The organism is Janthinobacterium sp. CG_23.3 (genome assembly GCF_046115965.1).
Taxonomy (GTDB): domain Bacteria; phylum Pseudomonadota; class Gammaproteobacteria; order Burkholderiales; family Burkholderiaceae_D; genus Janthinobacterium.
In genome coordinates, this window is the sequence record NZ_JBJXIB010000110.1 from 1 (window position 1) to 19,932 (window position 19,932).

At 65.4% G+C, this 19,932-nt stretch carries 13 protein-coding genes; 10 read left to right on the forward strand and 3 right to left on the reverse strand.

The features are described from left to right. Window positions 1-2 precede the first annotated feature (2 nt). From ACFDR9_RS21275 to ACFDR9_RS21300, 6 genes are all read left to right on the forward strand, one after another. Window positions 3-398 carry a DUF4124 domain-containing protein gene (locus tag ACFDR9_RS21275; protein ID WP_409032267.1) on the forward strand — a complete coding sequence of 132 codons (396 nt, stop codon included), beginning with the start codon at window positions 3-5 and terminating at the stop codon, window positions 396-398. Beyond that, on the forward strand, window positions 395-1,468 hold the full coding sequence (glnL, locus tag ACFDR9_RS21280; protein WP_327076151.1) for a nitrogen regulation protein NR(II): 1,074 nt from the start codon (window positions 395-397) through the stop codon (window positions 1,466-1,468). The genes ACFDR9_RS21275 and glnL overlap by 4 nt, the downstream gene beginning before the upstream one ends. 63 nt (window positions 1,469-1,531) lie before the next feature. Beyond that, window positions 1,532-3,031, forward strand: coding sequence for a nitrogen regulation protein NR(I) (gene ntrC, locus ACFDR9_RS21285; RefSeq protein ID WP_327076150.1), 1,500 nt, complete (start codon window positions 1,532-1,534; stop codon window positions 3,029-3,031). 251 nt (window positions 3,032-3,282) lie between these two features. Further along, window positions 3,283-4,251 carry a magnesium/cobalt transporter CorA gene (gene corA, locus ACFDR9_RS21290; RefSeq protein WP_327076149.1) on the forward strand — a complete coding sequence of 323 codons (969 nt, stop codon included), beginning with the start codon at window positions 3,283-3,285 and terminating at the stop codon, window positions 4,249-4,251. Between the two features lie 122 nt (window positions 4,252-4,373). After that, window positions 4,374-5,915, forward strand: coding sequence for an HD domain-containing phosphohydrolase (locus ACFDR9_RS21295; RefSeq protein ID WP_327076148.1), 1,542 nt, complete (start codon window positions 4,374-4,376; stop codon window positions 5,913-5,915). Window positions 5,916-5,971: 56 nt separating this feature from the next. Next, on the forward strand, window positions 5,972-7,363 hold the full coding sequence (locus tag ACFDR9_RS21300; RefSeq protein WP_327076147.1) for a HAMP domain-containing sensor histidine kinase: 1,392 nt from the start codon (window positions 5,972-5,974) through the stop codon (window positions 7,361-7,363). Window positions 7,364-7,439: 76 nt separating this feature from the next. Here the strand turns inward: ACFDR9_RS21300 and ACFDR9_RS21305 are convergent, their stop codons facing one another. Beyond that, a complete protein-coding gene (locus ACFDR9_RS21305) occupies window positions 7,440-7,685 on the reverse strand; it encodes a hypothetical protein (RefSeq protein ID WP_327076146.1) in 246 nt (81 codons plus the stop codon). Window positions 7,686-7,810: 125 nt separating this feature from the next. On the opposite strand from ACFDR9_RS21305, the gene ACFDR9_RS21310 reads away from it, so the two are divergent. Continuing rightward, window positions 7,811-10,642, forward strand: a complete 2,832-nt coding sequence (locus ACFDR9_RS21310) for a TonB-dependent receptor (RefSeq protein WP_327076145.1) — start codon at window positions 7,811-7,813, stop codon at window positions 10,640-10,642. A 100-nt stretch (window positions 10,643-10,742) separates the two neighbouring features. On the opposite strand, the gene ACFDR9_RS21315 is transcribed toward ACFDR9_RS21310, so the two are convergent. Then, complete coding sequence (locus tag ACFDR9_RS21315) at window positions 10,743-12,371, reverse strand: NAD(P)/FAD-dependent oxidoreductase (RefSeq protein WP_017878619.1); 1,629 nt, start codon at window positions 12,369-12,371, stop codon at window positions 10,743-10,745. Between the two features lie 643 nt (window positions 12,372-13,014). On the opposite strand from ACFDR9_RS21315, the gene ACFDR9_RS21320 reads away from it, so the two are divergent. Then, the gene (locus tag ACFDR9_RS21320; RefSeq protein WP_409032268.1) at window positions 13,015-15,450 is read left to right on the forward strand and encodes a TonB-dependent receptor; all 2,436 of its coding nucleotides are present in this window, start codon (window positions 13,015-13,017) and stop codon (window positions 15,448-15,450) included. A 232-nt stretch (window positions 15,451-15,682) separates the two neighbouring features. Here ACFDR9_RS21320 and ACFDR9_RS21325 read toward each other — a convergent pair whose 3' ends face one another. Then, window positions 15,683-16,408: a 16S rRNA (uracil(1498)-N(3))-methyltransferase gene (locus ACFDR9_RS21325; RefSeq protein WP_017878621.1), complete on the reverse strand. Its 726-nt coding sequence runs from the start codon at window positions 16,406-16,408 to the stop codon at window positions 15,683-15,685. A 215-nt stretch (window positions 16,409-16,623) separates the two neighbouring features. Here ACFDR9_RS21325 and tkt point away from each other — a divergent pair, with 215 nt between their 5' ends. After that, a complete protein-coding gene (gene tkt / locus ACFDR9_RS21330; RefSeq protein WP_327076143.1) occupies window positions 16,624-18,621 on the forward strand; it encodes a transketolase in 1,998 nt (665 codons plus the stop codon). 71 nt (window positions 18,622-18,692) lie between these two features. Continuing rightward, window positions 18,693-19,703 carry a type I glyceraldehyde-3-phosphate dehydrogenase gene (gene gap / locus ACFDR9_RS21335; RefSeq protein ID WP_017878623.1) on the forward strand — a complete coding sequence of 337 codons (1,011 nt, stop codon included), beginning with the start codon at window positions 18,693-18,695 and terminating at the stop codon, window positions 19,701-19,703. The last annotated feature ends 229 nt before the right edge of the window (window positions 19,704-19,932 follow it).

Genomic DNA, 19,932 nt, shown 5'->3' on the forward strand with positions numbered 1-19,932 from the left:
GCATGCGGACCCCGCTCCTCTCTCCTCTCCTCCCCCCCCCCCCCCCCCCTCCCCCCCCCCCCTCCCCCCTCCCCCTACCCCCCCCCCCCCGCGCCGGCGGCGGCGCCGCCGCGCCGGCCCCGACGATGTCGACGCCGGCCGATTTTCCCAAGGTCGACAGCGGCGCCCAGAAGGCGCGCGACAACGACCGGCGCCAGATCCTGCTCGACGAACTGCGCGCCGAGGAGCAAAAACTGGCCGCGCTGAAGCTGGAGTACAACGGCGGCGAGCCCGAGCGCCATGGCAACGAGCGCAACTACGCCAAGTACCTGGAGCGGGTGGCGCAAATGAAGGACAACGTGGGCCGCGCCGAAAAGAACGTCGAGGCCTTGAAACGCGAGATCGCGAATATCCGATGACACTAGTTAACCACAAGCTGGCCGGCCTGGACATCCTGGCCTCGGCCGTGGTCTTGCTCGACGCCGAGGGCCGCATCAGCTACGCCAACGCGGCCGCCGAGAACCTGCTGGAGAGTTCGCTCAAGGCGCTCTCGCGCCAGAGGCTGACCTCGCTGTTCAGCAACCCCGACGAACTGGCCGGCATCTGCGTCCAGGCGCTCGAGCACAAGTTCGCCGACATGCGCCAGGACCTGACGCTGGAGCGGCCCGGGCGCGAGGCGCTGCACGTGCACAGCATCATCAGCGCGCTCGACGACGCCGCCGGCACCATCCTGATCGAGCTGCGCGAGAACGTCCAGCAGCTCAAGCTCGACCGCGAGGAGCGCATCCTCGACCAGAGCCAGGTCAACAAGGAGTTGATCCGCAACCTGGCGCACGAGATCAAGAACCCGCTGGGCGGCATCCGCGGCGCCGCCCAGTTGCTGGAACTGGAGCTGCCGGCGCTGCACCTGGGCGCCTTGCGCGAGTACACCCAGGTCATCATCAAGGAGGCCGACCGCCTGCAAACCCTGGTCGACCGGCTGCTGGCGCCGCACCGCCGCCCGCACATCGTCGGCGACGTCAACATCCACGAAGTGTGCGAGCGGGTGCGCAGCCTGATCCTGGCCGAGTTCCCCAGCGGCCTGAGCATCCGGCGCGACTACGACGCCTCGATTCCCGAGTTCCGCGGCGACAAGGAACAACTGATCCAGACCGTGCTCAACATCGCCCACAACGCCGCCCAGGCGCTGTCCGAGCGCATCGAGGCGGGCGACGCCGAGCTGGTTTTCAAGACCCGGGTGGCGCGCCAGGTGACGCTGGCGAAGGTGCGCTACAACCTGGCATTAGACTTGCATATCATTGACAATGGACCGGGCATCTCGCCCCAGATCCGCGACCGTATTTTCTACCCGCTGGTGTCGGGACGGGAGGGCGGCAGCGGTTTGGGGCTGACACTGGCGCAAACTTTCGTGCAGCAGCATATGGGCGTGATCGAGTGCGAGAGCCGGCCAGGATATACCGATTTCAGGATCGTCCTGCCGCTTCCCTAGGCGGCGCGGGGCGGCGCCTGGTCCGTATCCCAAATGAATCCATATTGCGGGACGCACATACACATGAAGCCAATCTGGATAGTTGACGACGACGAATCGATCCGCTGGGTGCTGGAAAAAGCGCTGGCGCGGGAAAACCTCGCCACCAAGAGTTTTGCCAACGCGCGCGACGCCATCGCCGCGCTGGAATTCGACACCCCGCAGGTGCTGGTGTCGGACATCCGCATGCCGGGCGCCTCCGGGCTGGACCTGCTGCAAACCGTCAAGGGCCGCTTCCCCGGCCTGCCGGTGATCATCATCACCGCCTTCTCCGACCTCGACTCGGCGGTCGCCGCCTTCCAGGGCGGCGCCTTCGAATACCTGGCCAAGCCCTTCGACATCGACAAGGCCGTCGAGCTGATCCGCCGCGCCCTCGACGAGAGCCTGCGCGAGACCAGCGTCGAGTCCGGTCCCAGCGAGACCCCGGAAATCCTCGGCCAGGCCGCCGCCATGCAGGAAGTGTTCCGCGCCATCGGCCGGCTGTCGCAGTCGAACGTGACGGTGCTCATCACCGGCGAGTCCGGCACCGGCAAGGAACTGGTCGCGCGCGCGCTGCACAAGCACAGCCCGCGCGCGCAGCAACCGTTCATCGCCCTGAACACCGCCGCCATTCCGAAGGACTTGCTGGAATCGGAATTGTTCGGCCACGAGCGCGGCGCCTTCACCGGCGCCCAGACCAGCCGGCGCGGCCGCTTCGAACAGGCCGAGAACGGCACCCTGTTCCTCGACGAAATCGGCGACATGCCCTTCGACCTGCAGACCCGGCTGCTGCGGGTCTTGTCGGACGGCCACTTCTATCGCGTCGGCGGCCACCAGCCCTTGAAGGCCAACGTGCGCGTCATCACGGCGACGCACCAGAACCTGGAGCAGCGCGTGCGCGACGGCCTGTTCCGCGAGGACTTGTACCACCGCCTCAACGTCATCCGCCTGCGCCTGCCCAGTTTGAGGGAGCGGCGCGAGGATATCCCTATTTTGGTGCGCCACTTCCTGGTGCAGAGCGCGCGCCAACTGGGCGTCGAGGCCAAGCGCATGAGCGAGGCGACGGTGCAGTTCCTCACCGGACTGGACCTGCCGGGCAATGTGCGCCAGCTGGAAAACCTGTGCAACTGGATCACCGTGATGGCGCCGGGCCAGAGCGTGGAAGTCAAGGACTTGCCGCCGGAACTGACCCAGGGGCACGAGGGCGGCGCCGCGCCGCCCGCGGCGCCGCTCGCCACCGCGCCCGAGGCCGCGGGCGCGCACGCGCCGGCCGGCGGGGTGGTGTTCGACGCCGCCGCGTCCGGCAACGGCACGCCGCCGGGCTGGCTCGGCCTGCTGGAGTTGCAGGCCGCCGCGATGCTCGCCGGCGGCCAGCAAGAGGTCATGGCGGTGCTGGGCCGGCAGTTCGAGTCGGCGCTGATCAAGACCGCGCTGCGCCACACGCACGGGCGCAAGAACGACGCCGCGGTGCGCCTGGGTATCGGCCGCAACACCATCACGCGCAAGATCGCCGAGCTGGGCATCGACGGCGCCAAGGACGACTAGCGCAGCGCCGGTCCAGGTCGCGCGCCGGCGCGTGTCGGCGCCGCCGCCGGCGGGCCGGCGCGGTCGAATGCCGCAAGCGGGTGCGCTATGACTACGCGCGGCCCGGCGTCGGCTGGCGCCGACGCGCATCCGACCCGCGGAAATTTACCGTAGCGGCCACGTCCCCCTCCATCTTGCACTGCGCAAACTTGCCGCGATCAGGTAAGCTCTCGGCTGCAGGGGCGGCGTGCCCCGTTTTTCATGGAAACAGTATGTTGATTAACTGCGTGGCCTACCAGGACGGCAAAAAACTGGCGGACATCCCGGTCGAGGCGATCAGCGATTTCGTCGAGCGGCCCGATTGCTTCGTCTGGGTCGCCTTGCTCGACGCCCAGCCCGCCGAGCTGGCCCAGATGCAGGAGGAGTTCTGCCTGCACGAATTGGCCGTCGAGGACGCCCGCCGCGGCCACCAGCGCCCGAAGATCGAGGAATACGGCGATTCGCTGTTCGCCGTGGTGCAGACGGTCGAGCTGGTCGGCGACGCGCTGGTGCTCGGCGAAGTCGACATTTTCGTCGGCGCCAACTATGTGCTGTCGGTGCGCGGCAGCCACAGCTCGCAGGGCTTCCTCGGCGTGCGCGCGCGCGCCGAGCGCGAACCGCACCTGCTGTCGAAGGGCTCGGCCTTCGTCTTCTACGCGCTGATGGACGCGGTCGTCGACCGCTATTTCCCGGTGGTCGACGCGCTCGAGAGCGAACTCGAACTGATCGAGGACCGCATCTTCGCCCGCGGCGCCGAGCGCGACAACATCGAGCGGCTGTACCAGCTCAAACGCAAGATCATGGTGCTGCGCCACGTCGTCGCGCCGCTGATGGAGGCCGTCGGCAAGCTGCACGGCGGGCGCGTGCCGGCGCTGTGCGGCGACACCCAGGAATACTTCCGCGACGTGCACGACCATTTGCACCGCATCAGCGGCACCCTCGACACCATCCGCGACACCGTCAGCACGGCGATCCAGGTCAACCTGTCGATGGTGGCGATCGACGAGAGCGAGGTCAACAAGCGCCTGGCGGCCTGGGCCGCGATCTTCGCCATCTTCACCGCCTTCGCCGGCGTCTGGGGCATGAACTTCGACGTCATGCCCGAGCTGAAGTGGAAATACGGCTATCCGGCGGCGGTGCTGGCGATGTTCTCGGTGTCGGGCTATCTGTACTACCGTTTCCGGCGCTCCGGCTGGCTCTAAAAAAACGCCGCGGCCGTGTCAATTACAACAACAGTAGGATGTACAATGACCGCATGGGCGCAGTGGCTTGCTCGCACCATCTTGTCCATCGGGCCGTCGCGGCCGCGCACCAAGGAAGATCCATGACAGACGAGATGTTGTTCGAAGACGACGAGGCGCCGCAGGCCAAGTGCGCCGCGCCGCCGCCGTGGCAGGTGATGATCGTCGACGACGAGGAATCGGTGCACCAGGTAACCCGGCTGGTGATGTCGGACTTCAGCTTCGACGGGCGCGGCGTGCAGTTCAGCAGTTGCTATTCGGCGGCCGAGGCCGGCGCCGCGCTGGCGCAGGGCGGCGACGTCGCGCTGATCCTGCTCGACGTCGTCATGGAGCACGAGCACGCCGGGCTGGACCTGGTGCGCTTCATCCGCGACGAGCTGCACAACCACAGCGTACGCATCGTGCTGCGCACCGGCCAGCCCGGCCAGGCGCCGCAGGAATACGTGATCCGCAACTACGACATCAACGACTACCGCGAAAAGACCGAACTCACGCACGGCAAGCTGAGCACCGTGTTCTACTCGGCGTTGCGCGGCTACCGCGACCTGATGCGCCTGCAGCGCGCCAGGGACGGCCTGCGCCGTTCGATCGAGGCGATCACCGCCGTCTGCGACGCCGACAACCTGCGCGGCTTTTGCTCGGCGGTGCTGGCCCAGGCCGGCGCGTTGCTGGGCCAGGACGGCGAGGGCGTCTGCGCCGGCCGCCTCGGCACCTTCGCCGCCGCCCGGCTCGACGACGGCATGCGCGTGCTGGCCGTCACGCCGGCCTACGCCGGCCTGGCGCCGCAGACCAGCCTGGACCATCTGCCGGGGCCGGTGCGCGCCGCCTTCGAGCGCGCAATGGCCGAGCGGCGCGGCCACCAGGGCGAGTTGCACCACCTGAGCTACCACCGCACCGGCGACGGCAACGAAAGCTTCCTGTACATGGCCTTCGCCGAGCCGATCGGCGCCGACGCGCGCGAGACGCTGGCCGCCTTCGCCGCCAACGTCGCCATCACCTATGAAAAACTGCTGCAGCGCGAAGAGCTCGAGGCGACCCAGGAAGCCACCGTGGCGATCCTCGGCGAGGCGCTCGGGCGGCGTTCGGCCGCGCCCGGCGCGCACGCCGAGCGGGTCGGCGCGATCGCCGCGATGCTCGGCGCCGCCGCCGGCATGGCGCCGGCGGCCGTGCGCCAGCTGCGCCTGGCCGCGCCGCTGCACGACGCCGGCCACTGCGGCGTGCCCGACGCCATGCTGCACGCGCCCGGTCCGCTCGACGCCGAGCAGTGGCAGCTGATGCGCCGCCATACGGGCATCGGGCGCGACATGCTGGCGCGCTCGCCGCGGCCGGTGCTGCAATTGGCGGCCGCCATCGCCCACGAACACCACGAGCGCTGGGACGGCGGCGGCTACCCGCGCGCGCTGGCCGGCGAACAGATCGGCCTGGCCGCGCGCATCACCGCCCTGGCCGACTTTATCGACGCCATGGTCAGCCCGCGCAGCTACCGCCAAGCCTGGTCGCTGGAACACACGCTGCGCCAGGTGCGCGAGGAAAGCGGCAAGCGCTTCGCGCCGGACCTGGTGGCGCACCTGTTCGAGCGGCTCGACTGGCTGCGCGCGCTGTACCTGCGCCTGCCGCCGGATTAATGTAGACGATTCAAGCTTTATACCGCCAATTCACGCGCGCTGCGCAGGAGCCTACGATGGACTTGAACACACCGGCCAAGCAGGCCGACCCCGACGGCGGCGAGCACCGCGCGCTGTTCGACGCCGACGAACGCCGCACCCTGGCCGAGGCGGCGCTGCGCTCGATCACGGCGTCGACCGCGCGCGCCCGCGGCGACGACTTCCTGCGCATTCTGGTGCGCGACCTGGCCCTGGCGCTCGACGTCACCTACGTCATCGCCGGGCGCGTCATCGAGCAGGCCGACGGCGGCGAGGGCATCCGCACGCTGGCGGTGTGGGGCGGCGCCGACTACCTGCCGAACATGGAATACAGCCTGCGGCACACGCCGTGCCAGGACGTCACCGACCAGACCATGTGCTTCCACGGCTGCGGCATCCAGGCCGACTATCCGCAGGACACGCTGCTGGTCGACATGGGCGCCGAGAGCTATATCGGGATGCCGATGATCGACACCGAGGGCAAGACGCTGGGCATCCTGTCGGCCATCGACACCAAGGAGATCGACGAGAACAAGCGCCTGCTGGCGTTGTCGCTGCTGTCGATCTTCGCCGCCCGCGGCGCCGCCGAGCTGCAGCACCAGGACCGCGAGGCGCTGCTCGAACTGAAGGTTGCGCAGCGCACCGAGGCGCTGCGCGCGGCCCAGGCCAACCTGGTCGAGCAGGAAAAGATGGCGGCGCTGGGCGCGCTGGTGGCCGGCGTCGCGCACGAGGTCAACACGCCGATCGGCGTGGCGGTGACGGCGGCGTCGGGGCTGAGCAGCTACGCCGACAAGCTGATCGCCACGCTGGGCGGCGACAAGGTCAGCCGCGCCGAGCTGGCCGAGCTGGCCGGCCGGCTCAAGGCCGCGGCCGGGCTGGTCGAGCAAAACCTGGCGCGCGCCGCCGAGCTGATCGGCAACTTCAAACAACTGGCGGTGGACCAGGCCAGCGAGCACGTCACCGAGCTGGCGCTGCGCGAGTATGTGCACGGCGTGGTGTCGGCGCACAGCCCGGAGCTGCGCAAGGCCGGCATCAAGGTCGAGCTGTTGATCGCCCCGGACAGCCGGGTGCGGCTGGCGGCCGGCAAGGTCTCGCAGGTGTTGTCGAATTTGTTGATGAACGCCGCCAAGCACGGCTATCCGCAGGGCGGGCCGGGGCTGGTGACGATTGCCGGCCGCGTCGACGCCGCCGACCCGGCCGCGGCGTGGCTGCTGCTCGACTTCGCCGACGACGGCGTCGGCCTGGCGCCCGGCATCCGCGAGCGCGTCTTCGAACCCTTCTTCACCACCAAGCGCGGGCAGGGCGGTTCCGGCCTGGGCATGCACATCGTCTACACCATCGTGCACCAGCTCGGCGGCCAGGTGGCGCTCGACGGCGGCGCCGGGCCCGGCTGCCGCATCCACGTGCGCCTGCCGCTGCCGCCGGCCTGAGCCGTCCGCGCCCGGCGCCACACGGCGCCCCGGCGCGGCCACTATGCGCATTGTTGTTGCGTATTGGCTACAATATTCATACGGTCATTTGATTTTTTGCAAAACATTCAATGTTTTTTTTAGGAATAACAGAATATTCGCCCAATTGCGGATTTTTTGATTTGCCGCCTCCCTTCGGCCTCCCCCGCGCCCGTCGCTTTCGCTCCATAATGGCCTCCGTGTAAGAAATGTTGAGCTTTTGGTCATTGTGTGCTGTTGCCGCAGCGACAACAGCCCGGCGTTTTACATCGTGCAGGCAGTGCAGATGATCGAATCCAGCCACCAATCCTGCTCCTCGGCCCCGCAGTGTGCTTCGGTGCGCAACGCCGGGCGGAACAATGGAATAGGCTTGAACCGATCATTCTCATTTTTGTTGATTATTTTTAGCAATTATTTGGAGTGTGGGACATGCAAAAAAGTATGATTGCCAAGGCCATCGCGTTGATGGGCTGTGTCGGTTTCGTCCATGGCGCCATCGCCGCCGAAGAAGTGGCGATGGAACGGGTCATCGTGACCGGTTCGAACATCAAGCGCACGGCCTCGGAAGGCACGTCGCCGATGCAATTGATCACCAAGAAGGAAATTCAGCAATCGGGCGCGGTCAGCGTGGCCGACCTGATGAGCAAGCTGCCTGCGCTCGGTTCGAGCAACCAGGTCGACGCCCGCGACGGCGGTTTCTCGAAGGGGCTGGCGACCGCGTCGATGCGCGGCCTGGGTTCGGCCTCGACGCTGGTGCTGCTGAACGGGCGCCGCATCGCCCCGAGCGCCTACGCCGATCCGAACGCCGGCCAGTCGACCCAGTACGACTTGAACTCGATCCCGCTGTCGGCGATCGAACGCGTTGAAGTGCTGAAGGACGGCGCCTCGGCCGTCTACGGTTCCGACGCGATCGCCGGCGTGATCAACTTCATCACCCGCAGCGACTACCACGGCGCCGAACTGTCGGCCGACACCAGCAGCGACGCGCGCGGCAATTTCGGCCGCTCCACCGTCAACGGCGCCTTCGGTTTCGGCGACCTGGACAAGGACGGCTACAACGTCTTCGGCTCGGTCGACCTGTCGCAACGCCAGCGCGCCTCGATCGACGACGCGCGCGGCGTGCGCACCGACGAATACCGCGCCATCCACGGCCGTCTGAGCAATTTCTTCAGCGGCGTCAGCGGCCACCCGGTGTTCTACAAGGAAGCGAAACCGGGTAGCGGCGTGTTCGGCACCTACGCCGGCGCCGACCTCGGTTGCGATCCATCGCAACTGCGCACCGGTTCGACCGCGCTGGTGCCGATGCGCGCCAACGATCCGCTGATCGGCAAAAAATTCTGCAATTTCGACAACGCGAATTTCGAAGACGCGCAAGGCCAGAGCGACGCCGCCAGCGTGCTGTTGCGCGGCGAGTTCAAGGTCTCGTCGACGCTGACCGCGTTCAGCGAAGCGACCTACAATCGCTCCAAGCTGCAATACAGCGGCTCGCCGCGCAGCATGAGCGGGCGCGTGCTGACCACGGTGTTCCCGGCCCAGGGCGCCGGTACACCGTTCCAGCCGATTTTGCCGGTGGGCCATCCAGACAATCCGACCAACAACAGCGCCAAACCGCAGCGGGTGGCGGTGGCCTACCGCTTCACCGACAGCATCGGCGGCAGCGAAAACACCAACTCGGCAACGCGCCTGCTGGCGGGCTTGAAGGGCAGCAACTTCAACTGGGACTGGGATACCGGCCTGCTGTACAACAAGTCGGAGCGCTCGCAGATCAGCAACGGTTTCGTCCATTTGCCGACGATTGAAAAGCTGTACAAAAACAACGTCCCGTTGGCAACGATCATCAAAGACCCCAACCTGATCCGCAACGTCACCCTGGACGGCGACTCCACCATCACCCAGTGGGACTTGAAGGGCGCGACCGAATTGGGTTCTTTGCCGGGCGGTAAAATCGGCTTGGCCGTGGGCGTCGAAGCGAAGCACGAAACCATGTCCCTGCGTCCCGATCCGCTCAGCGTGACGGGCCAGATGGTCGGCATCGCCAACACCTTCGCCGAGGCGTCGCGCAACGTCGGCTCGACCTTCATCGAATTGCGCACGCCGTTCTTCAAGTCGCTGGAAATGGAATTTGCCGGGCGCTACGACAAATACCAGGGCTTCAAAGGCAAAGTCACGCCGAAGGTCGGCGCGAAATGGACGATTCTGCCGAACCTGGCCGTGCGCGGCACCTATTCGACCGGTTTCCGCGCGCCGTCGCTGACCCAGATGGTCAACGGCAGCACCCAGTACTTCGTCAACAACTACGTCGACAAGCTGCGCTGCGATAAGCCGGGCGCCGACACGCTCGATTGCAACCGCAGCTTCTCCGGCATCGCCGCGGCCAATCCGGACTTGAAGCCGGAAACCGCCAAGAGCTTCACGCTGGGACTGGTGTACTCGCCGATCAATTCGATCGACATCTTGCTTGATTACTACAGAATCAAGAAAGAGAAGGAAGTCGACCTGATCTCGTCGGCCACCGTCATCGACGATCCGGCATACGCGAAATACGTCAGCCGCAACCAAAACCAGGGTACCTGGTTGCGCGACGCCAACGGCGTGCTGATCCCCAACTCGGGTCCGTTGATCAGCGTGCAAACGCCTTACATCAACGCCGGCCGCACCGACACCAGCGGCCTCGATCTGGAATTGGCAATGCGCAACTCGCTGGGCCAGTACGGCAAGCTGAGCAGCCGCCTGAACGCCAGCTACATGCTGTCGTACAAAAAGGCCGGCGGCGCGAACGACCCGGCGTATGAACTGGTCGGCACCAACGGCGCCGTCAGCAACGACACCACCAGCGTCGGCGACCTGCCGCGCCTGAAAGGCAGCCTGTCGACCAACTGGTCGTTCGGTCCGCACAGCCTGACCGGCACCGTCAACTACATCGGCGGCGTGTCGCTGATCGCCCGCTACGCCACCGACGAGGAGACCGGCAAGGTGGTTGCCTACGAGAAGCCGTATTGCGAATACGGCCGCGCCGCCAGCGTGCCGCTGTACGCCAAGGACCACGCCGACTGCAAAGTCAGCGCCTGGACCACGGTCGACATGGCCTATAGCTACGCCTACTCGAAACAGCTGACGATGGGCTTCAACGTCCAGAATTTGCTGGACTCGAAGGCGCCGTTCGATCCGAACTCCAACACCACGCAGATTGGCGGCTTCAACGCCAGCATGCATAGCGGCAAAGGTCGTTACTTCACCGCCAAGGCGAACTACAAGTTCTAAGCCCCCGTTCGCCAGCGGCGCGCCGGTCCGGGCGCCGCCCGACGTAAAAAAAACGCCGCGATCTTCGCGGCGTTTTTTTTCGTCCGGGGCCGGCGCGCCGCTAGCCGGCGGCCATCGCCAGCGCCACCGCCTCGGCCACCTTGATGCCGTCGACCGCCGCCGACAGGATGCCGCCGGCGTAACCGGCGCCCTCGCCGGCCGGGAACAGGCCGCGCGTGTTCAGGCTTTGCAGGTCGTCGTCGCGGCGTTTGATGCGGATCGGCGACGAGGTGCGCGTCTCGACCCCGGTCAGCACCGCGTCGGCCTGGTAGTAACCCTTGATCTGCTTGTTGAACGCCGGGAAGGCTTCGCGCATGGCCGCGATGGCGTATTCCGGCAGCGCCGACGCCAGGTCGGTCAGGCGCACCGCCGGCTTGTACGACGGCGTCACCGAGCCGAACTCGGTCGAGGCGCGCGCGGCGACGAAGTCGCCCACCAGCTGGCCGGGGGCGTCGTAGTTGCCGCCGCCCAGGGCGAAGGCGCGCTCCTCCAGCTCGCGCTGCAGGGCGATGCCGGCCAGCGGATGGCCCGGGTAGTCCAGCGGCGTGATGCCGACCACGATGGCGCTGTTGGCGTTGCGCTCGTTGCGCGAATACTGGCTCATGCCGTTGGTGACCAGGCGGCCCGGCTCGGACGCCGCCGCCACCACGGTGCCGCCCGGGCACATGCAAAAACTGTACACCGAGCGGCCGTTGGTGGCGTGGTGCACCAGCTTGTAGTCGGCGGCGCCGAGGATGGGGTGGCCGGCGCTGGGGCCGAAGCGGCAGCTGTCGATCAGCGACTGCGGGTGCTCGACCCGGAAGCCGATCGAAAACGGCTTGGCCTCGATGTATACGCCGCGTTCGTAGAGCATTTCAAAGGTGTCGCGGGCGCTGTGGCCGATCGCCAGCACGACGTGGCGCGTGGCGATGCGCTCGCCGCCGGCCAGCGTCAGGGCGCGCACCTGGCCGCCGTCCTGGCCCGGCTCGATCTCGATGTCGACGACCTTGCTGTTGAAGCGGTATTCGCCGCCCATCGCCTCGATGTTGGCGCGCATCTGCTCGACCATTTTGACCAGGCGGAAGGTGCCAATGTGCGGTTTGCTGACGTACATGATCTCCTCCGGCGCGCCGGCCTTGACGAACTCGGTCAAGACCTTGCGCCCGTAGTGCTTCGGGTCCTTGATCTGGCTGTACAGCTTGCCGTCCGAGAAGGTGCCGGCGCCGCCCTCGCCGAACTGCACGTTCGACTCCGGGTTCAGTTCGCGCTTGCGCCAGAAGCCGAAGGTGTCGACGGTGCGCTCGCGCACTTCCTTGCCGCGCTCGAGGATCAAAGGGCGCAAGCCCATCTGCGCCAGCACCAGCGCCGCGAACAGGCCGCAGGGGCCGGTGCCGATGACCACCGGGCGTTCGCCGCGCGCCCCGGCGGCGGCGCGTTCGCCGCCGGCGACGAAGCGGTAGGCGGTGTCGGGCGCCGGCGCCAGGTGGGCGTCGTGCTTCAGGCGCGCCAGCAGCGCGGCCTCGTCGGCGACGGCGACGTCGAGCGAGTAAATCAGCACCACCGCGCTGCGCTTCCTGGCGTCGTAACTACGCTTGAAGATGGTGTAGCCGAGCAGCGCCTCGGCGCCGATGCCCAGGCGCGCCAGCACGGCGCCGGTCAGCGCCGCCTCGTCGTGCTCGAGCGGGAGTTTTACTTCGTTGAGTCGCAACATAATCAATATTTCCGAGAATTTCTGCGCCGGTCGTCGGACCGGCGGATAGTGTGAGCGGCGTGTGCGGGGTGAGCGCGCGGCGCCGGCGCCAGCCGCCAAGCGGGCGGGGCGCGCCAAAGACGCTATTTTACCTCCATCAAACGGCGCCGCCGGATCGCCGCGCGGCGGGCCCGTCGAGACCGCCCGTGCGCGTGGCGTTCGCGCCCGCGGAAAACGCTGGTTCCGAACTTTGCCGCTGTTTGTAGATGCATTTATGGTGCTTAATTTTGTGCGGGCCTGCACCGACTTGGTGAAGATAACGATTTACGTCATTGTGTGACAACCATCTGTTGTTTCTACGCATAAAGCAACGTGCTTAGTTGACAGTAAATGTTTCGATATGTTTCCATAGGTAGCTTGATCAGGCGGATTTTTGTATCGCGTCTGATCAGCTAGTCTGCTTACCGGCGGCTTGGGAAATAGGAAGAGGCCAGACTTTACTATCCTGTAATGCTACGTAATGAGTCCACAAACTTACACCAGCTTATCTATCAGAAAAGCATATAAATTGGGAAATCACATGTTTAGAAAAACAGTTTTGGCACGCGCCCTGACAATCGCATTCAGCTCGGCTGCCTTGGCCGCCGCGGTCGCACCGTCGGCCATGGCACAGGACGCCAATGGGGAAAAAGTCCAGCGCGTCATCGTGACCGGGTCGGCGATTAAGCGTGTCGACGCCGAAACCGCCGCGCCAGTCGAGATCTACACCAAGAAAGACATCCTGCGCACCGGTTCGACCACCGTCTCCGAACTGATCAAGAATCTGGCCGCCATCGATATCGGCGACGCCGGCGAACTAAGCTCGAGCTCGCCCGGGGGCTCGGGTACCAGCAACGTCAAGATGCGCGGTTTGAGCGAACGCAACGTGCTGGTCTTGCTGAACGGCCGTCGTTTGCCCACCAACGCCATGGCCGACGGCAGCGGCGCCGGCGCGGCCGTCGACGTCAACGTGATTCCCGTCAGCGCGCTTGAGCGCGTCGAGATCCTGAAGGACGGCGGCTCGGCCATCTACGGCGCCGACGCGGTTGCCGGCGTGATGAACTTCATCACCAAAAAGAATTACCAGGGCTTGGAAGCGAAGGGTTCCTACGGTCAGAGCTCGCGCTCGGACGCCAAGGAAAAGAACGCCAGCCTGGTCTACGGCGTCGGCGACTACGATCAATCCGGTTTCAATATCCTGGCCACGGCCGACGTCTTTAAACGCGATCCGATCTACCCCAAGGACCGCGAATTGACGCGCTCGGCCGATTTCCGCCGCTTCGGCGGCATCGACGGGCGCAGCGGCTATTCGCCCAACGGCAACATTGCTGGCGGCGGCCAGGAAGTGCCTTGCGCGCCAGAAGATTTGAGCAAGGGCGTCTGCCGCTTCGATTTCAACAAAACCTTGTTGACCACGATTAACGGCGCCGACCGCTTCAGCGGCATGTTGCTTGGTAGCGTGAAAGTGAGCGACAGCATCCGCGCGTTCGCCGAGCTGACCTATTCGGAAAACAAAGACCATTTCCTGGCCCACCCGGCGCCTGGCGTCTACACCAACCGGGCCGGCCAGGACGTCAACGGCCGCTTCATGCAAATGGGGCCGCGCACCACCGACCGCAAAGGCTCCTTGAGCCAGTTCGCCACCGGCCTGGAGGGCAACAGCCGCGGCATCGATTGGGACGTGGCGCTCGGCAAGGGCATCAGCAAGGTGAGCAACCAGGACAGCAACTACGCCCAGTCGGAAATGTTGGACGCGGCCATCGCCGCCGGCCTGATCGATCCGTCGAAAAACACCAACTCCGAAGCCGAGATCAACAAGTTCCGCCTGCGCCCGCACCGCGAAGGCAAGAACGAGATGACCTACCTGAACGCCAAAGCCTCGGCGCCCATCATGGACTTGGCCGGCGGCGCGCTGGCGTACGCGGTCGGTTTTTCCTACATCAAGGAAGCGCTGACCGACAGCCCCGACCAGAACCAGAAGGATGGCCTGGTGTTCGGCAGCATCCAACAGGCGGCGGTGAACGCCAGCCGCAAATCGAAGGGCGTGTTCGGCGAATTGTCGATTCCCTTCCTGAAGAACGTCGAAGCCCAGGTGGCTTTGCGTTACGACGACATCTCCAGCGTCGGTAAAAAAACCAGCCCGAAAGTGGCGCTGCGCTACCAGCCGTTGAGCACCCTGATGGTGCGCGCCTCGTACGCCGGCAGTTTCCTGGCGCCGTCGCTGAAGCAGATGTACGGCGCGGTCGAAGCCGGTGCCAACTCGACCGACGATACGCTCGTGTGCAACGCCTTCCCGACGTTGTCGGGCTCCTGCTCGAACTTCCCGTACAACGAAGTGACGGGTTCGAACAAGAACCTGAAGCCTGAAACGGGCAAGACCTACAACCTGGGCGTGGTGTTCTCCCCGGTCAGCGCCTTCTCGGCCGGCATCGATTACTTCCGCATCAACAAGAAGAATGAAATCGACACGCCGACGCTCGAGCAGGCGATCGCCGCCGGCACCCACGAGATCAAGGGCGGCGAGGCACGGGTTCTGATGAACCTGCAAAATCTGGCCTCGACGGACATCGAAGGCGTCGACGTCGACCTGCGGTACACCTCGCCGCAGACCGCCTACGGTAAATTTACCGTGCGCAACTCATCGACGGTGTACACCAAGATCGACAAGGTGGACAGCCCGGGCGGCGAGCGCCAGAGCGCCCTGGGTAATTTTGAGAGTCCAAAGTACCGCAACACGCTTACCGTTGGCTATGAAAACGGCGCCGTCAGCGCCGCGCTCATCGGCCGCACCACGGGCGATATGATCGATTCGGACAAACGGATCGAAAAAATCCCCGCCGGCACGCGCTCAATCGCCTCGCATACCGAGATCGACATGACCGGCCAGTACGCTTTGAACAAGAGCCTGACCTTCTCCGGCGGTATCAAAAATTTGTTAGACCGCATGCCTCCGTATAGCATCATGGGTTCGGGCAACCAATACGGTTCCCAGGGTTTCGCCAACTTGTACAACGTGCGTGGTCGTTACTTCTACGTCGGAGCAAACTACAAGTTCTTCTAAGTCGTATGGCAACACGCAAGGCTTGCTTCGGCATCCTTGCTTAGGCGTGTGTAAGAAATCCATTGGACATATTGGCGGCCACTGCGGCCAGCCAACAAGGACAGCATGTTTCGCATACGCCTCTTAGTCGATGCAAGCCGTCGAAACCGCACAGAATTCCGATTCTGTGCGGTTTTTTATTGGTGCACCTGGTAGGGATAGCGCCGCATCCGGGGATGCGGCGGGCGCTTCATTACATGCCACCCCACAAGGCGTTCAGCGCGGCCAGCGCGGCCAGGCCGGCCGTCTCGGTGCGCAGGATGCGCGCTCCCATCGACAGCGCCAGCGCGCCGTGCGCCAGCGCGGCGTCCTCCTCGGCGGCGCTGAAGCCGCCCTCCGGGCCGACCATCAGCGTGACGGCCTGCGGCGGCTGGTGGCGCGCCCAGTCGGCCAGCGACTGCTGGCCGCGCGGACTGAGAATGATGCGCCGGTGCATGTCCTGCTGGGCGATCCAGCGCTGGAAATCGTCCAACGGCGCCAGTTGCGCCAGCCGGTTGCGTCCGCTTTGCTCCGAGGCGGCGACGACGATGCCTTGCCAATGCGCGTGCTTTTTCTCGGCCCGCTCGGCCGACAGGCGCACCACGCAGCGCTGCGCCGACAGCGGCGCGATGCCGGACGCGCCCAGTTCGATCGCCTTCTCGACGATCCAGTCCATCTTCGACGCCTCCGGCAGCGCCTGCGCCAGCGTCACCGCGTAGGCCAGCTCGGTGTCGCGCGGCGCGAAGGCCTTCAGCTCGGCCGTCACGCGGCGCTTCTCGACGCTGGCCAGAACCGCCGTGTACTCGCCGCCCTCGCCGTTGAACAGGGTGATGGCGTCGCCCGGCGCCAGCCGCACCACTTGCACATGGTGGGCGACGGCCTCGGGCAGGGTGACGGTGGCGCCGATGGCGAGGGCGAGTGGGCAGAAAAAACGCGGCATGCAAAATCCTGGTGTAGAAGGGTGGGGGCGGCCCGCCCCGGGGGGGGGCGCCGGGCGCGGCCAAAACGGGGGAAAAGCGCGCAACAGGCATCAAAAACGCGCCGCTTTGCAGTGCAATTTTAATTCGGACACACTTGGTCTGGTAAAATACTTAGCTCAGAAAGTAGCTTGATCTACTGCAAACGAATTCAAACTCCGCGATCGACCACACCACGATGAAATCTACGCTCCCTACCACCAAAATGGCCAACGCGATCCGCGCGCTGGCAATGGACGCTGTGCAAAAGGCCAATTCCGGCCACCCGGGCATGCCGATGGGCATGGCCGAGATCGCCGTCGCGCTGTGGAGCGGGCACTATAGCCACAACCCGGCCAACCCGAAATGGATCAACCGCGACCGCTTCCTGCTGTCGAACGGCCACGGTTCGATGCTGCACTACGCGCTGCTGCACCTGAGCGGCTACGCGTTGACGATGGACGACCTGCGCGCCTTCCGCCAGATGCACTCGAAAACCCCGGGCCACCCGGAAGTGGACGTCACGCCCGGCGTGGAAACGACCACCGGCCCGCTCGGCCAGGGTATCGCCAACGCGGTCGGCATGGCGCTGTCGGAGCAACTGCTGGCGGCCGAGTTCAACCGCCCGGGTTTCGACGTGGTCGACCACTACACCTACGCCTTCCTCGGCGACGGTTGCCTGATGGAAGGCATTTCCCACGAAGTGTGCGCGCTGGCCGGCACGCTGGGCTTGAACAAGCTGATCGCGCTGTACGACGACAACGGCATTTCGATCGACGGCAAGGTCGAGGGCTGGTTCACCGATGACACGCCGAAGCGCTTCGAAGCCTACGGCTGGAACGTCATCGCCGCCGTCGACGGCCACGACGTCGCCGCGGTCGACGCCGCCATCGCCGCCGCCAAGACCTCGGCCAAGCCGACCCTGATCTGCTGCAAGACCGTCATCGGCAAGGGTTCGCCGAACCTGCAAGGCGGCGACAAGGTGCACGGCGCCGCGCTGGGCGACAAGGAAATCGCCGCGGTACGCGAATACATCGGCTGGGACGCCGCGCCGTTCGAGATGCCGGCCGACGTCTACGCCGCCTGGGACGCGAAAGCCGCCGGCGCCGCCGCCGAAGCCCAATGGAGCGCCAGCTTCGCCGCCTACGCCGCCGCCTTCCCGGCCGAAGCGGGCGAGCTGACGCGGCGCATGAAAGGCGAGCTGCCGGCCGCGTTCGACGACGTGCTGGCCGCCGCCATCGCCGCCTGCGTCGAGAAAAAAGAAAACATCGCCACCCGCAAGGCCAGCCAGAACGCCATCCAGGCGCTGGCGCCGGCGCTGCCGGAATTCCTCGGCGGCTCGGCCGACCTGACCGGTTCCAACCTGACCAACTGGAAAGAGTGCGTCGCGCTGCGCTCCGGCCAGCCGGGCAACCATATCAACTACGGCGTGCGCGAATTCGGCATGAGCGCGATCATGAACGGCATCGTTCTGCACGGCGGCTATATCCCGTTCGGCGCGACCTTCCTGACCTTCTCCGACTACAGCCGCAACGCGCTGCGCATGGCCGCGCTGATGAAGCTGCGCTCGATTTTCGTGTTCACCCACGACTCGATCGGCCTGGGCGAAGACGGCCCGACCCACCAGTCGGTCGAGCACATCTCGTCGATGCGCCTGATCCCGAACCTGGACAACTGGCGCCCGTGCGACACCGTTGAGTCGGCGGCGGCGTGGGGCGCGGCGGTGAAACGCCAGGACGGCCCGTCGACCTTGATCTTCTCGCGCCAGAACCTGCCTTACCAGGAACGTTCGAGCGCGCAGATCGCCGACATCAGCCGCGGCGGCTACGTCCTGAACGACGTTGCCGACGCCAAGGCGATCCTGATCGCCACCGGTTCCGAAGTCGAACTGGCGGTGGCCGCGGCCAGCGCGCTGGCGGCCGAAGGCATCGCCGTGCGCGTGGTGTCGATGCCGTCGACCGACGTCTACGACCGCCAGGACGCCGCCTACAAGGCCGGCGTATTGGCCAAAGGCGTGCCGCGGGTGGCCATCGAGGCCGGCGTCACCAGCTTCTGGTATAAATATGTCGGCCTGGAAGGCGCCGTCGTCGGCATCGACAGCTTCGGCGAGTCGGCCCCGGCCGGCGTACTGTTCAAGCATTTCGGCTTCACCGTCGAGAACGTCGTGGCGAAAGTCAAATCCGTTCTGGCCGCATAATTTCTGTGACGGGCGCCGCGTATGCGGCGCCCTTGTGCTAAGTACCTCATTTTTTTAATCAGGAGCAAAGTATGACGATCAAAGTTGCAATTAACGGTTATGGCCGCATCGGCCGCAATGTCTTGCGCGCATTCTACGAAGGCGGCAAGAAGCAAGACATCCAGATCGTCGCGATCAACGACCTGGGCGACGCCAAGTCGAACGCCCACCTGACGCGCTACGACACGGCGCACGGCAAGTTCCCCGGCACCGTCACGGTCGAAGGCGACAACATGATCGTCAACGGCGACACCATCCGCGTGTTCGCGCAGCGCAATCCCGCGGAAATCCCGTGGGGCGAGCTGGGCGTGGACGTCGTGCTCGAGTGCACCGGCTTCTTCACCACCAAGGAAAAGGCTTCGGCCCATCTGGTCGGCGGCGCCAAGAAAGTCATCATTTCGGCGCCGGGCGGCAAGGACGTCGACGCCACCATCGTCTACGGCGTCAACCACGCCGTGCTGAAGTCGAGCGACACCGTCATCTCGAACGCCTCCTGCACCACCAACTGCCTGGCGCCGCTGGTCAAGCCGCTCAACGACGCCATCGGCATCGAAACCGGCCTGATGACCACCATCCACGCCTACACCAACGACCAGGTGCTGTCCGACGTGATGCACGAAGACCTGCGCCGCGCCCGTTCGGCCACGATGAGCATGATCCCGACCAAGACCGGCGCCGCCGCCGCGGTCGGCCTGGTGCTGCCCGAGTTGAACGGCAAGCTGGACGGTTTCGCCATTCGCGTGCCGACCATCAACGTGTCGCTGGTCGACCTGTCGTTCATCGCCAAGCGCGACACCACGGTCGACGAAGTCAACGCGCTGATGAAGGCCGCGGCCGAAGGCGCGCTGGAAGGCATCCTGACATACCAGACCGAGCCGCTGGTGTCGATCGACTTCAACCACAACCCGGCGTCGTCGAATTTCGATTCGACCCTGACCAAGGTATCGGGCCGCCTGGTGAAAGTATCGTCGTGGTACGACAACGAATGGGGTTTCTCGAACCGCATGCTGGATACCACGGTGGCGCTGATGTCGGCTAAATAAGCCTGCCATATCGCTGGAAAAAAACGCCCCGCGGGGCGTTTTTTTTCGTCCGCACAAACCGAGATATAAGCCCGGCTAGGAGTCTGCGCGGCAGAAACTGATGCAATCGGAATGGGGACGAGGTAAACTTGTCTAATGACGACGAGCTACCTCCCCTACAATCAGCATCAACAGATGCTGCTTCCCCATGCTTTGCAAGACTGGCTCCCTGAGGGGCACCTGGCCTACT

Bases quoted from the DNA above. Each gene is read 5' to 3' on its own strand.
- corA (WP_327076149.1), top strand. From the start codon at position 3,283: ATGTTGATTAACTGCGTGGCCTACCAGGACGGCAAAAAACTGGCGGAC.
- ACFDR9_RS21310 (WP_327076145.1), top strand. From the start codon at position 7,811: ATGCAAAAAAGTATGATTGCCAAGGCCATCGCGTTGATGGGCTGTGTC.
- ACFDR9_RS21275 (WP_409032267.1), top strand. From the start codon at position 3: ATGCGGACCCCGCTCCTCTCTCCTCTCCTCCCCCCCCCCCCCCCCCCT.
- ACFDR9_RS21300 (WP_327076147.1), top strand. From the start codon at position 5,972: ATGGACTTGAACACACCGGCCAAGCAGGCCGACCCCGACGGCGGCGAG.
- glnL (WP_327076151.1), top strand. From the start codon at position 395: ATGACACTAGTTAACCACAAGCTGGCCGGCCTGGACATCCTGGCCTCG.
- ACFDR9_RS21315 (WP_017878619.1), bottom strand. From the start codon at position 12,371: ATGTTGCGACTCAACGAAGTAAAACTCCCGCTCGAGCACGACGAGGCG.
- ntrC (WP_327076150.1), top strand. From the start codon at position 1,532: ATGAAGCCAATCTGGATAGTTGACGACGACGAATCGATCCGCTGGGTG.
- tkt (WP_327076143.1), top strand. From the start codon at position 16,624: ATGAAATCTACGCTCCCTACCACCAAAATGGCCAACGCGATCCGCGCG.
- ACFDR9_RS21320 (WP_409032268.1), top strand. From the start codon at position 13,015: ATGGCACAGGACGCCAATGGGGAAAAAGTCCAGCGCGTCATCGTGACC.
- ACFDR9_RS21325 (WP_017878621.1), bottom strand. From the start codon at position 16,408: ATGCCGCGTTTTTTCTGCCCACTCGCCCTCGCCATCGGCGCCACCGTC.
- gap (WP_017878623.1), top strand. From the start codon at position 18,693: ATGACGATCAAAGTTGCAATTAACGGTTATGGCCGCATCGGCCGCAAT.
- ACFDR9_RS21295 (WP_327076148.1), top strand. From the start codon at position 4,374: ATGACAGACGAGATGTTGTTCGAAGACGACGAGGCGCCGCAGGCCAAG.